The 11,485-nt window shown below is 63.1% G+C and carries 15 protein-coding genes; 3 read left to right on the top strand and 12 right to left on the bottom strand.

What is annotated here, in order from left to right:
• Nucleotides 1-36: 36 nt before the first annotated feature.
• Genes EEB11_RS14510 through EEB11_RS14485 form a run of 7 tightly spaced genes read right to left on the bottom strand, consistent with a single transcriptional unit; the run spans nucleotide 37 to nucleotide 5,632 of the window.
• On the bottom strand, nucleotides 37-735 hold the full coding sequence (locus EEB11_RS14510; RefSeq protein WP_245298922.1) for an NnrU family protein: 699 nt from the start codon (nucleotides 733-735) through the stop codon (nucleotides 37-39).
• Complete coding sequence (locus EEB11_RS14505) at nucleotides 732-956, bottom strand: NnrT protein (RefSeq protein WP_135432474.1); 225 nt, start codon at nucleotides 954-956, stop codon at nucleotides 732-734. The genes EEB11_RS14510 and EEB11_RS14505 overlap by 4 nt, the downstream gene beginning before the upstream one ends.
• Nucleotides 953-1,129 (bottom strand): hypothetical protein, encoded by a 177-nt coding sequence (locus EEB11_RS19600; RefSeq protein ID WP_167852755.1) that lies wholly within the window; start codon nucleotides 1,127-1,129, stop codon nucleotides 953-955. Before EEB11_RS19600 ends, EEB11_RS14505 begins: the two co-directional genes overlap by 4 nt.
• A gap of 1 nt (nucleotide 1,130) precedes the next feature.
• Nucleotides 1,131-3,011: a nitric oxide reductase activation protein NorD gene (locus tag EEB11_RS14500; RefSeq protein WP_135432472.1), complete on the bottom strand. Its 1,881-nt coding sequence runs from the start codon at nucleotides 3,009-3,011 to the stop codon at nucleotides 1,131-1,133.
• Nucleotides 3,012-3,014: 3 nt separating this feature from the next.
• Nucleotides 3,015-3,821, bottom strand: coding sequence for a CbbQ/NirQ/NorQ/GpvN family protein (locus EEB11_RS14495; RefSeq protein ID WP_135432470.1), 807 nt, complete (start codon nucleotides 3,819-3,821; stop codon nucleotides 3,015-3,017).
• Entirely contained in the window at nucleotides 3,818-5,170 is a 1,353-nt protein-coding gene (locus EEB11_RS14490; protein ID WP_135432468.1) for a cbb3-type cytochrome c oxidase subunit I, read from the bottom strand. The genes EEB11_RS14495 and EEB11_RS14490 overlap by 4 nt, the downstream gene beginning before the upstream one ends.
• 9 nt (nucleotides 5,171-5,179) lie before the next feature.
• Nucleotides 5,180-5,632, bottom strand: a complete 453-nt coding sequence (locus tag EEB11_RS14485) for a c-type cytochrome (RefSeq protein ID WP_135432466.1) — start codon at nucleotides 5,630-5,632, stop codon at nucleotides 5,180-5,182.
• 138 nt (nucleotides 5,633-5,770) lie between these two features.
• Between EEB11_RS14485 and EEB11_RS14480 the strand changes: the two genes are divergently transcribed.
• On the top strand, nucleotides 5,771-5,989 hold the full coding sequence (locus tag EEB11_RS14480; RefSeq protein WP_167852754.1) for a DUF1858 domain-containing protein: 219 nt from the start codon (nucleotides 5,771-5,773) through the stop codon (nucleotides 5,987-5,989).
• Here EEB11_RS14480 and EEB11_RS20340 read toward each other — a convergent pair.
• On the bottom strand, nucleotides 5,896-6,318 hold the full coding sequence (locus EEB11_RS20340; protein WP_354002103.1) for a Crp/Fnr family transcriptional regulator: 423 nt from the start codon (nucleotides 6,316-6,318) through the stop codon (nucleotides 5,896-5,898). The two genes, EEB11_RS14480 and EEB11_RS20340, sit on opposite strands and share 94 nt — an antisense overlap.
• An 87-nt stretch (nucleotides 6,319-6,405) precedes the next feature.
• Nucleotides 6,406-6,681: a cyclic nucleotide-binding domain-containing protein gene (locus tag EEB11_RS20335; protein WP_354002102.1), complete on the bottom strand. Its 276-nt coding sequence runs from the start codon at nucleotides 6,679-6,681 to the stop codon at nucleotides 6,406-6,408.
• 197 nt (nucleotides 6,682-6,878) lie between these two features.
• On the opposite strand from EEB11_RS20335, the gene EEB11_RS14470 reads away from it, so the two are divergent.
• Entirely contained in the window at nucleotides 6,879-8,066 is a 1,188-nt protein-coding gene (locus tag EEB11_RS14470) for an NnrS family protein (protein ID WP_135432464.1), read from the top strand.
• Nucleotides 8,067-8,069: 3 nt separating this feature from the next.
• Here the strand turns inward: EEB11_RS14470 and EEB11_RS14465 are convergent, their stop codons facing one another.
• Entirely contained in the window at nucleotides 8,070-8,768 is a 699-nt protein-coding gene (locus EEB11_RS14465) for a Crp/Fnr family transcriptional regulator (protein WP_135432461.1), read from the bottom strand.
• Nucleotides 8,769-8,865: 97 nt separating this feature from the next.
• Between EEB11_RS14465 and EEB11_RS14460 the strand changes: the two genes are divergently transcribed.
• Nucleotides 8,866-9,300 carry a pseudoazurin gene (locus EEB11_RS14460; RefSeq protein ID WP_135432459.1) on the top strand — a complete coding sequence of 145 codons (435 nt, stop codon included), beginning with the start codon at nucleotides 8,866-8,868 and terminating at the stop codon, nucleotides 9,298-9,300.
• A 90-nt stretch (nucleotides 9,301-9,390) separates the two neighbouring features.
• On the opposite strand, the gene EEB11_RS14455 is transcribed toward EEB11_RS14460, so the two are convergent.
• Together EEB11_RS14455 and nirK are read right to left on the bottom strand one after the other, a co-directional pair.
• Entirely contained in the window at nucleotides 9,391-10,200 is an 810-nt protein-coding gene (locus EEB11_RS14455) for an SUMF1/EgtB/PvdO family nonheme iron enzyme (RefSeq protein ID WP_135432457.1), read from the bottom strand.
• Between the two features lie 67 nt (nucleotides 10,201-10,267).
• Nucleotides 10,268-11,419, bottom strand: a complete 1,152-nt coding sequence (nirK, locus tag EEB11_RS14450; protein ID WP_135432455.1) for a copper-containing nitrite reductase — start codon at nucleotides 11,417-11,419, stop codon at nucleotides 10,268-10,270.
• Between the last annotated feature and the right edge of the window lie 66 nt (nucleotides 11,420-11,485).

Raw genomic sequence — 11,485 nt, 5'->3', positions numbered from 1 at the left:
TGAGAGGCGCACCCTGGGGCGGACTACGCCTGACTTTCACGGGTTTGGGGACACACCCATCACTGTGCTGTGCAGACCAAACGCCACCGCCCATGTTACCGCCGCAATGGCCAGACGCCATGTCAAATCGCGACCGTTTGCCTTCAGCCAATTCGGGTCAGTCAGTGTCTCGAATGACAGCAGCGGCGCCGATTGAAACCACCGCGCGGTGTCGCCTGTTGCAAGCGCGGCCTTTGCCCTGCGGTCAAACATCGGCATTGCGGCAAGGCTCATGAGGGCAAATCCGCCAAACAGGAGCACATGCGCAAAGTCGCCGTTTGGTGGCAGATGTGCTGCCGACCAAAGCGCCAAGCCCCACAGCAGCGGGTGCCGGGTCAGTGCGGCCAGACCGGGTTTTGCCGGGTCGAACGCCGTGGCCTCCTTGCCGCCAAGGGTAAAGGGCCACCGGGTTCCAATACCGATCACGGCGAGGACCATCGCAAAGGGCATAACGACAGCGGGCACTTTGCGGGTCCATTCAGACGCGGCCCAGATCTCCACATAGGGTGCCCGGCTCGCGGACCCGATCAGCCAGACCAGCACCACCAACGATGTGATGCCATAGCCTGCAAAATATGCGCGCCGACCGATCTTGCCGATCAGGGTTTCGCGCAGGCCGCCCACTCGGGGCAGGAAATGCGACCCCATGAACACAACCAGCGCCAGCGCGAATTCTGCCCAGCCCGACAGGATCACGGGTCGGCCTTTTCCATCAAGTTTCTGATGTGGCGGGCGAAGGCCCAAGTTGCGGGCACGCCCAGCACAGCGCCGCCCAGCACCGATTGCGCAGGCGTCAGCACTGGCCAACCGATCCACGACCAGATCAGGGATGCAAAGAACACATTTACCGCCATCGCCCCTGCGCCGAATGGGTAGAGGTACAGGAACAGACGCCCCATGCTGGTGTGTGAGGTCATCTGCGGCTGACCAGCCACTGCACCGCGACCAGCGCCGCAAGGAAAACCAATGAGGCGGCGAGATAGGCCAATTCAGCCTCGGCCGTTTGCGGCTGCGGAATCGGGCGTTGGAAGGCTTCGGCAGTGGCAAGGGCGGGTGTCAGGATCGCGAAAAGGATCAGGGGCAGGCGCATGTCAGCTCTCCAGGGTCAGGGATCGGTAGATATCGGGCAGGGCGCGGCCAAGGCGGGCGGGGTCAGGCAGCAGGGTGAACCCGGCGCGGCCAAAGATGCGGGCGAACCAGTCTTGCCCGTCGGCATCCACGATCACGCCATGCACCGCGTGGCCTAGGCGGCGGGCCTCGCGCACGGCCATGTGGCTGTCCTCGATGCCGTGGGTGCCCTCATAATGGTCAAGGTCATTCGGTTTACCATCGGTCAGCACCACAAGCAGTTTGCGCGCCGAAGGCTCTGCCGCCAATTGCGTCGTCGCATGACGGATCGCCGCCCCAAGGCGGGTATAGTGGCCGGGGATCAGGCCGCCGATGCGGGCGGTGACATCGGGTGTCACGCGACCGTCAAACCCCTTGCAGCGGGTCAGGAACACCCGGTCGCGGCGCAGGGACGAAAAGCCCCAGATCGCCAGCCGGTCGCCAGCCGCGTCGATGCCGCCTGCGAGCGCTGCCAACGCCTCGCGCATGGTGTCGATGATGCTGCGGCTGCCCACCACGGATTCGGTCGAACGTGAGCAGTCCATCAGGATCGCCACCGAAAGGTCGCGTTCCACAGTGCGCAGGTTGCGGAAGATGCGGTCGCTGCCTTGGCCCGTGGCGCGGATTGCAACTTGGGCTGCAATCAGCGCGTCAAGGTCAAGCTCTGCCCCGTCCACCTGCCGGGGCAACAGGATACGGCGGGGGTGCATCGCCTGAAATTGCGCGCGGACGCGGGCCATCAGGCGCGGGTCGGGGGCAAAGCGTTCGCCGGGGGTTGCCTCGGCCTCCAGCACGCGGGTGTGGTCGGGCATGTAGGCGCGGGCGCGGTGGTTCCATTCTGGGTAGGTGAATATATCGGACAGACGCTCGTGGTCGGCGTCCTGCGGAGCAAGGTCCAGATGCAGGCGCAGGCGGGTTGCGGCGCGTTTGTGGTGTTTGGTCAGCGCGATATGGTCCTGATCCTCGGCAGCCTTCTGCGCGTTTTCAAGATCGTCGTCATCGGTCGCGCGGTTCAGGCCCATGCTTTCAACCCATGAGAAGATGGATTCGAACCGGTGCATGATGAAACTGTCAGTGCGGTTGGCCTGATCGTTGTCCTCGCGCATCGCCTGCTTGCGGGTTGCGGTGGCAAGGCCCGGCGGGGCGCTGATCGCTTCCTCTGCCGGTGTGGCAGGCGTGCCACGCGCCGCGCGGTCCAGCCGTATCCAGATCGGCAGAGGCGGAAGCGGAGCATAGCTGCGCGGGGCCGGGCCGGGGCCGACCTCGGGCGGTAGCTCGCCCGACAACAGCGCGCGGGCGTGGTATCCTGCCGCGCGTTCGGCGGCGGAGGCGGCGAAATCCGGCAGGGTTTTCAGCAGATGTGCGCAAAAATCGGCGTGCGGCGCGCGCAGACCGGGGCAAAGCGCGAGGGCGCATACGGTTGCCGCTGACATCGCGGCAAGGTGGGTCATGTCGGCGTCACAGGCATCGTCGGGAACCGGATAGGGTTCCGCCCCCGCCGCCAAGGCCGCCAGCCACAGATAGGCCACGCGGTTCAAGTCAGCAGTTGGGAAAGCATCCATCACCGGCGGCAGGCGCAGGGTGGTGCCGTCAAACGTTGCCACGTGTTCCATCACCCGCGCTTCGGCAAGCTGTGCGCCAAGCCCGCGGCGGTGGCGCGAGGCGGTGGCAGGGCAGGGCGCAATCTCGACGCCCGCCGCGCCACCAAGCGCGCGGAACAGCAGCGCCACACCGGGACGCACCGCCTCCAGCGCGACCGCGCTGTCGGCATATCCCGCAACGGGGGCCAGACGCTGCGCCACCCCGTGCCAGAGGTTGCCCATCGTCTCTTCGGGCTCCATCAGGTCTTTTGCGTGCAGGGCCATGGCTCAGCCGTAAACCGATGCGATCACATCGCGCAGGGCCTGGGCGACGTCGGGCTCGTCGGTCAGAGGCTCGATCACGGCGGCCTGCAGGGCGCGGTCAATCGGCATGCCCCCGGCGATCAGGGTGGCGGCGTAGATCAGCAGCCGGGTGGAAACGCCTTCCTCCAGATCCATGCCCGATAGCGCCCGGATATGGCCTGCCAGCCGCACCAGCGGCACCACGCGGGCGGCATCAAGGCCGCTTTCACGGGCGACCACGGCTGTTTCCGTCACCGCATCGGGAAAGCCAAAGGTGATCGACAGGAACCGCTGCCGGGTGGATGGCTTCAGCCGCTTCAGGATGTTCTGGTAGCCGGGGTTGTAGCTGGCCACCAGCATGAAGGCGGGTGGGGCCACCAGTTCCTCGCCGGTGCGGTCGATCATCAGGGTGCGGCGGTTGTCGGTCAGAGGGTGAAGCACCACCGTCACGTCCTTCCTTGCCTCGATCACCTCATCAAGGTAGCAGATCGCCCCTTCCCGCACAGCGCGGGTCAGGGGGCCATCGACCCATTCTGTGGCACCGCCGCGCAGAAGGTAGCGCCCGATCAGATCGGCGGCCGACAGGTCATCGTGGCAGGCGACGGTATAAAGCGGGCGGTTCAGCCGGGCCGCCATATGCTCTACGAACCGTGTCTTGCCGCAACCGGTCGGCCCCTTCAGAAGAAGGGGCAGACCGTTGGCATGGGCCGCCTCGAACAGGGCGACTTCCTGTGCGACAGGGCGGTAGAAGGGGGCTTCGGCCCCCGTCCGTTCCGGGGAAAGTGCGTTCATGCCACGTTCCCTTCGGGTTCAGGCATCGTGTCCGGCGTGATGACCTCGCGCCGCACGACGACCTGGCTGTAGATGAACAGGATCGCGCCCAGAACGACCGCAATCCCGGCCCCGAAGCGCATGACGTAGAAGAGGCCAAGCTGGTCCTGCACGTCCATGTAGTAATCACCGACGATGCGTTGCATGTGGGTCTGGATCGTACCGGCAAAGGTCAGCACAAAGGTCATGAACGCCATGCCCCCGGTCATCAGCCAGAACGACACCATGTTGAGCACCTGGTTGTAAGGTGCACGGCCCCGCAGCAGAGGCATGGCATAGGTGATGATGGCCAGATTCATCGCGACGTAGGCACCGTAAAAGGCAAGGTGACCGTGGGCTGCAGTGATCTGCGTTCCGTGGGTATAGAAGTTCACACCGTGGAATGTGTGCAGAAAGCCCCAGACGCCCGCCCCAAAGAACGCCACCGTTGCCGAGCCCAAGGCCCAGAGCAGGGCCGCCTTGTTAGGATGGTTGCGCCGCCCCTTCCAGACCATGATGAAGGCAAAGGCCATCATCGCAAAAAACGGCACAACCTCGAAGGCCGAGAAGATCGAGCCGGTCCACTGCCAGTATGCCGGCAGGCCGATCCAGTAGAAGTGGTGGCCGGTGCCAAGGATTCCCGAGAAAAGCGCTGTGGCGACGATGACATACAGCCACTTTTCCACCACCTCGCGGTCAACACCGGTCAGTTTCAGCATCAGGAAGGCAAGGATCGCAGCCATCACCAGTTCCCATGTCCCTTCGACCCACAGGTGGATGACGAACCACCAGTACATCTTGTCGAGGCTGAGGTTGTCGGGGTTTATGAAGGCAAAGATCCACAACAGCGACAAGAGCCACAGGCCGGTCAGCAAAACGCCGGTGATGGCGGTCTTGCGCCCCGCCAGAACGGTCATCGAGATGTTCAGCAGGAAGATCACCGCGGCGACTAGGATGCCGAACTTGACCCACAGGGGTTGTTCCAGAAACTCGCGCCCGCCGTGAATGCGAAAAACGTAGCCGATGACGGCGCCCAGAGTGCCGACGACAAGGATGACGAGTTGCAGGTAGGCCAGCTTGACCGACCAGATTTCACGCTCGGCCTCTTCGGGCACCAGAAAGTACGCCGCGCCGAAAAAGCCGAGCAGCAGCCAGACGATCAGGGCGTTGGTATGGATCATCCGGATGATGTGGAACGGCAGCAGTTCCGACAGGGTGTTGGGAGATATGTAGACCCAGCCCGCCAGCAACCCGCCCAGCACCTGAATGCCGAACAGGCCCATGGCGACAAGGAAATAGGCGTATGCCACTTTTTGTGATTGATATTTCATGGTTTTCTCCTAGCCCGCATCCGTGGGCGGCCAGCCTTGGGTGTCTGTCTGGTCAGCCCAGCGTAAAAACTCTGCCAGACCGCGCATTTCTTCCGGCGTGATCTCGAAATGCGGCATCTGGCGACGCCCTTCGATGCCGCTGGGCTGGGCGGCCATCCAGCCGTCTAGCGTGATGTAAGCGTCTTCGGCGTTGTCCAGCACGCCCCAGCGGGTCATCACATTGCCCAGTTCAGGCGCGAAATACGCCCCCTCGCCATGCAGCGTGTGGCAGTTGATGCAGCTGTGGCGTTCCCAGACATGCTTGCCCAGGATTACCTCTGGCGACAGCGGCATCCCGGCGGTGGAAACTTTCACAACATAGTTGTGCGAATGGATGGTCATGAGCACGAATACGACGATGAAAAACATGGACCCACCGTAGAAAATGTTTCTGGCCCGTGACTTCGTAAGGATCTCTGACATGCGGACGGTCCCTGGAATCGTTGCGGATCAGATGCTTTTACGGGCGGTGGCGGGGGCGGACGTTGTTCCAGCACAACGACGCGGGGCAATGGTGCGGGCACTTTGCACAAGCGGCACCCCTGCCGCTGCGGAGGCACCATGCCCGGCCCAAGGATGGACGATCCCGATCTGCCGCTGGCACTGCTGTTTGACACCTGGCCCGCGACGGCGACGGTTTTCCTGTCGCGCCAAATGTTCTGCTTTGGCTGCCCGATCGCGCCGTTTCACACCGTGATCGACGCCTGCGCCGAATACGGGTTGGACGAAGCGCTGTTCCGGGCAGAGCTACATGCGGCGGTGATCAGGGCACTGGTATAGGGCTGCAGATCCGGGACGCGGGTGTTTCCGCCCTCCGGCGCGCCCCCGACCACAGTACCGCTCAGCATGACAAGCCGGTGCGGGTCCCGCACCATGATCAGGCAGCGGGTGCTTTTCAGGATGCCCTGGCGTTCCCCCATCGACAGAATCCGGCTGACGGTGTGCAAGGTGGTGCCGGTCATGTCGGCAATGTTCTGGCGGGTGACAGGAAAGCCGATCTCTACCCCGCCCGCCACCTTGCGCCCGGATTGGCCGATCATCCGCAGCAAGGCGCAGGCGATCCGCTGTTCCACCAGTTTGGTCGACTGCTCGACAATCCGCGTGCTCATTTCATCGGCGCGCGCACCAAAGGCCCGAAGCGTCTCGGCGACAAAGCCATCATATCGGGCCGAAAAGGCTGGCCAAAGGCTGTTTGGTCAGGACAGGACAAGGCATCGATCGGCGGTGATCGCGGTTGTCTGATGCGTTGCCTGCGACAGTACGGTGCCGATCCCGAACATGTGGCCAGCCTGAACATGAAGAACGATGATCTGGTCGCCTTGTGCTGTCAGCCGGACAAAGCGGATGTGCCGGGACAGGTGGAGGTGAAAACGCCGGACCTCGGCCAGACCAAGGGCCTCGCGCAATTGCTCGGTGCCAAGTCGGTGAAACGGCATCATCTGCCGGCAAAAGGTTGTGGTGGGGAATTTCATTGGCGTGTCCTGAGGTTGTGCCAGAACAACGACGCTGGCTGCCCTGATGGAGCAGACTCCGGGGTACATGACGGCGACAGATCAGGTCAGATAGCGTCTTCATTTCGGTTGCAATTCCAACAACCTGCCAGTCAGCCGTTCGTTCCGGGCGGGCATCGCGGTTGCGGACGTACACTCCAGAGGACAGTCGCATCGACATGCAAAAACAGATAAGCGCGCCCTACATCGGCCCCGCCGTCTTCAGCTATGGTTTCCGCCCGCTGTTCCTGATGGCGGGCGTTTTTGCGGCGCTGATCGTGCCTTTGTGGATGATGGTCTGGTCAGGCGATATCGTGCTGGGTGGCCCGTTTTCACCGCTGGACTGGCACATCCACGAGCTGCTGTTCGGCTACACCTCGGCGGTGATCGCGGGGTTTTTGTTCACCGCGATTCCGAACTGGACCGGACGCATGCCCACGCGCGGCTGGCCCCTGATGGTGCTAACGGCGCTGTGGCTGCTGGGGCGTCTGGCGGTGGCCGGGGGGCTTGGGCTTGGGCCGGTCGGGGTGATGGTCATCGACTGTGCCTTCATGGCAGCGATCGGGGCGATGGTCACGATCGAAATCGTGGCGGGGCGCAACTGGAGCAACCTCAAGGTTGTGGTGCCGGTGCTGTTGTATCTGGCGGCCAATGTAACCTTTCATCTTGAGGCGACGCTGCTGGGCAGCGCGGATTATGGCCGTCGGCTGGGGTTTGTGATGGTGGTGCTGCTGATCTTGCTGATCGGCGGGCGGATCATCCCCAGTTTTACGCGCAACTGGCTGGCCAAGCAGTCGCCCGAGCCGGGCCCGCTGCCGGTGCCGTTCGGGCGGTTTGATGCGGTCAGTCTTGGCGGGGTGCTGCTTGCCCTGTTGGTCTGGGTGATCTGGCCGATATGGCTGCTGACAGGCGTCTTGCTGGTGGTGGCGGGTGTGGGGCAGGGGGTGCGTATGCTGCGCTGGCGGGGGTGGCGGGTCTGGTCCGCGCCGCTGGTGTTGATGCTGCATCTGGCCTTTGGCTTTGTGCCGGCGGGGCTGTTGGCACTGGGCCTTGGCGCGCTGGAGGTCTTGCCCGCGGCGACCGGGTTTCATCTGCTGGGGATCGGTGGCTTTGGCGGCATGACGGTTGCGGTGATGATGCGCGCCTCGCTTGGTCATACGGGGCGGGCGTTGGATGCAGGTGCTGCCTTGACGCTGGCCTTTGCCTGTGTGGCGCTGGCGGCGGTTGCGCGCGTGGCAGTTCCCGGATTGGCGGGGCTGTGGATCGCGGCAACGCTGTGGACGGCTGGGTTTGGCTTGTTCGTCTGGCACTTTGCCCCGGTGCTGACCCTGCCCAACCCGGCCCGCCGTCAGCCGAATGGCCGCTGAGGCTCAGACGGTCGCGCCACTGAGGATCACCAACTGATGCGGTGCTGTCACCGTGATCTTGCGCCGTTCCGACATCACGATGCCGTCGCGCTCCCACCCGCTGAGCAAGCGGCTGACGGTGTGCAGCGTGGTGCCGGTCATGTCGGATATGTTCTGCCGGGTGATCGGCAGGCCGATCTCGATCCCGCCCTCGACCTTGCGGCCGGTCTGGGTGATCAGCCGCAGGATGGCGCAGGCCACGCGCTGTTCCACCGCTTGGGTTGCCAGCTCGACGATGCGGTTGTTCATTTCGCCGACGCGGTCTCCGACAACCTTGTAGGATTCGGTGCCAAAACCGTCATAGCGTTCGGTGAATGTGGCCCACAGCCGGTTGGGCCACGCCAGCGCCAGACATTCATCCGCCGTCATCGCCGTCGCCGGATAGGAGGTCCGCCCAAGCGCCACCCCGATGCCGAACAACTGCCCCGGCGCGATGTGCAGCGCGATTATCTGATCGCCGCCGGGCGTTGTGCGGATCACCCGGATATGGCCGTCGAGCAGCAAAAAGAACCGCTCGATCGGCAGGCCTTCGCTGAATACCGCGACCCCGGCATCAAACCGCAACGGCGTTGCCGCATCCAGGATCTCGCGGATTTGCGGGCGTGACAGTTTGCGAAACGGCGGCAGATCGGTCAGCAGACTTTCGTCAAGTTTCTTTAACACAAAGCCTCCGATGTTGTGGCAGCACAACGAGCCGCGGGTGACCTTAGCCTAGAACAGAGGCAAGACCAATCGCTACTGTTCCACGAAAGGACAAGCCATGTTCCCGAAATTGATCGCCGCCAGTCTTGCCGCGCTGCTGCTGGCGCCCGCTGCATATGCGGAAAACTTTGATGTGATGATGCTGAACAAAGGTGCCGAGGGTGCCATGGTGTTCGAGCCCGCCTACGTCAAAGCGGCTGTCGGTGACACCATCACCTTCATTTCCACCGACAAGGGCCACAATGCCGAGAACATCAAGGACATGCTGCCCGAAGGCGTGGAGCCGTTCAAAAGCAAACTGGGCGATGACTTTGTCCTGACGCTTACGGCCGAGGGCCTTTATGGTATCAAATGCACCCCGCATTACACGATGGGCATGGTGGCGCTGATTCAGGTCGGTGCTCCGGTCAACCTGGATGCGGCGACGGCTGTGGTCCATAAAGGCAAGGCGAAGGCGCGGTTCGAGCCGCTGTTTACACAAATCGCTGAATAACGCAGTAATTTAAGCAAAGAGGGCGGCCCCGGTTATGGGGCCGCCCTTTGTTTTTTGTGCCGGATGCCGCGCCAAAGATGATCTGATCCGTCAGGTCGCGCCGTCCCGCACCAGACGAAATCCCAGATAATCAGGCGGTACGCCGGCCGCGCATCCGCCAGACCGCGCATCGCGGATGAAGTCGATCACGAAAGCGCGGTGTTTGCCCTGTACGGCACGCACGCCGCAATAGTCTGATTGTGTCAGGATCGCCGCTCCGTCTGGCGACAGCGTTCCATTCTTGAAGCAGGTTTCGGTCCATTCCCAGATGTTGCCGGCCATGTCGGCCACGCCGACGAGGTTGACCCCGTAGTGCCCCACCGGATGCGCGTCGTAATCGGCCTCGCCGCGCAACTCGACCTCTCGCAAATAGCTTGCGATCCAGCGACGTGAGGGGTCTGTGCCATTGGCCGCTTCGGAAAAGCCGTCGTCGCTGCCGCGTTCTGCCGCCGCGCGCAGCCATTCGGCGTCGGTCGGCAGGCGCCAGTGCTGCCCGGTGCGCGTGGTCAGCCACGCGGCATAGGACGTGGCGTCCGCATGGTTGATCCCGGTCTGTGCGAAATTTGTCCGCCCGGCAGAGGGTACGGGTGGGCAGGCATTTTCGGCCACGCACAGCGCGTATTCGGCTTCGGTCACGTGGTATTTCATGACATCCACCGCAGGCACGTCTTGTCGTTGTTTTGGCGCGTCGACGACGCGGGTGCCCTGGCGGAAATCACCCGCCGGGCGATAGTCCTGCTGCGTGTCTGCAAGGCGGATGGTTTCGGGCAGTTTCAGAGGATCGGTCTGATCGGGCCAAAGCGCGACGGTGGCGCCCACGGTGACCACGACCAGCGATGCAAGTGCGATGCGACGTTTCATGACTGCCCTCCGGATAGAAAAAGGCAGCCCCAGACACGGGGCTGCCCATTGGCGTTGGTGGCCCGCGTTACGGCAGTGCGGTCCGGCCCTCGTGGGCCACGTCGTATTCGACCGGGGCCACCACCTGTTCCATCAGGTCGTTGTTCCAGTCACCGCCGACGATCACATGCGCCGTTGCCCCCAGATTGACCGCCTCGATCAGGTTGTGGTTGACGTAGGCATAAACGCCGGGCTGCAGGAAGGTATAGAGCGCCGCCCCGGCAGATCCGCCGCGAATGAACCACGTCTCCAGATCACGCTCTGGTGCGTTGTTGAACTTGCCGGTTTCCCAGACCAGATCGCCATGCCCACCAATCAGGTGCGGGCGGCTGTCGCGGTTGGCCTGAGAGTGGATGAACAAGACGGCTTCGCCCTGTTCCGCGGTCAGCGCATTGGTGCCGGTCAGCGCGCCGACCCGGCCGTTGAACACCACATGCGACGGGATCAGTCGGTTCATCACTTCCAGCGTGTCGGGATAGCTCTCGCCAGCGTCCGTAAAGCGCTTGTAGGCACCATCTTCGCCGCGCGGAATGTAGAAATCATTCTCGCCGACGTAATAGACCCGGTCATACGACACCGGTTGGCCCAGATGATCCTTCAGCCCGTCACGAGGCAGCACCATGATCGCACCCGACATGCCCGACACCACATGCCACGGGATCATCGGACCACCTGGCGCGCAGTGATAGACAAACACGCCCGGCCGCGTCGCCTTGAACCGAAGCACCGCCTTTTCGCCGGGGTTCACCAGCGTCAGCGACCCGCCGCCCAAGGCGCCTGTGGCAGCATGAAAGTCGATATTGTGCTGCATCATGTTTTCGGGCGGGTTGAACAACGTAAGTTCGACATAGTCTCCCTCGTGCACCACCATCAGCGGGCCGGGAACCGAGCCATTGAAGGTCATCGCCTGTATCCAGGCGTCCTCATCCACCTGCATTTCCTTCTCGATGATCTTCATCTCGAATTCAACGATTTGCGGGCCAACCGTCGCCACCTGTTCGTGATCATGCACGAACGGCGGGGCGACCAGTTTCACCTTGCGCCGCGTCATGGCCGACAGATCGACCGGGGCGGCACCAGAGGTGTCCATCACCTCTTCCGCCGCGACGGAGGTTTTCAGAACATAGGGCGAGGCCGCAACCAAGGCGGCCCCCATGAGTGCAGCGCGTCTGGTCAGCATCTTGTTTCCTTTCGAGAGCAGGTGGTTTCCCGAAATCTAGCCTGATGGCTGCGTCCCTTCGTTGTG

Origin of the sequence: Pseudotabrizicola sediminis (genome assembly GCF_004745575.1) — a bacterium.
GTDB lineage: Bacteria > Pseudomonadota > Alphaproteobacteria > Rhodobacterales > Rhodobacteraceae > Pseudotabrizicola > Pseudotabrizicola sediminis.
This window is presented reverse-complemented; position numbering and strand designations above follow the sequence as displayed.

Excerpts from the sequence above, each read along its gene's own strand:
- EEB11_RS14455 (WP_135432457.1), bottom strand. The coding sequence starts at position 10,200 with ATGAAACGTCGCATCGCACTTGCATCGCTGGTCGTGGTCACCGTGGGC.
- EEB11_RS14500 (WP_135432472.1), bottom strand. The coding sequence starts at position 3,011 with ATGGCCCTGCACGCAAAAGACCTGATGGAGCCCGAAGAGACGATGGGC.
- EEB11_RS20335 (WP_354002102.1), bottom strand. The coding sequence starts at position 6,681 with ATGAAATTCCCCACCACAACCTTTTGCCGGCAGATGATGCCGTTTCAC.
- EEB11_RS14505 (WP_135432474.1), bottom strand. The coding sequence starts at position 956 with ATGACCTCACACACCAGCATGGGGCGTCTGTTCCTGTACCTCTACCCA.
- EEB11_RS19600 (WP_167852755.1), bottom strand. The coding sequence starts at position 1,129 with ATGCGCCTGCCCCTGATCCTTTTCGCGATCCTGACACCCGCCCTTGCC.
- EEB11_RS14480 (WP_167852754.1), top strand. The coding sequence starts at position 5,771 with ATGCCCGGCCCAAGGATGGACGATCCCGATCTGCCGCTGGCACTGCTG.
- EEB11_RS14485 (WP_135432466.1), bottom strand. The coding sequence starts at position 5,632 with ATGTCAGAGATCCTTACGAAGTCACGGGCCAGAAACATTTTCTACGGT.
- EEB11_RS14490 (WP_135432468.1), bottom strand. The coding sequence starts at position 5,170 with ATGAAATATCAATCACAAAAAGTGGCATACGCCTATTTCCTTGTCGCC.
- EEB11_RS14470 (WP_135432464.1), top strand. The coding sequence starts at position 6,879 with ATGCAAAAACAGATAAGCGCGCCCTACATCGGCCCCGCCGTCTTCAGC.
- EEB11_RS14460 (WP_135432459.1), top strand. The coding sequence starts at position 8,866 with ATGTTCCCGAAATTGATCGCCGCCAGTCTTGCCGCGCTGCTGCTGGCG.
- EEB11_RS14495 (WP_135432470.1), bottom strand. The coding sequence starts at position 3,821 with ATGAACGCACTTTCCCCGGAACGGACGGGGGCCGAAGCCCCCTTCTAC.
- nirK (WP_135432455.1), bottom strand. The coding sequence starts at position 11,419 with ATGCTGACCAGACGCGCTGCACTCATGGGGGCCGCCTTGGTTGCGGCC.
- EEB11_RS20340 (WP_354002103.1), bottom strand. The coding sequence starts at position 6,318 with ATGAGCACGCGGATTGTCGAGCAGTCGACCAAACTGGTGGAACAGCGG.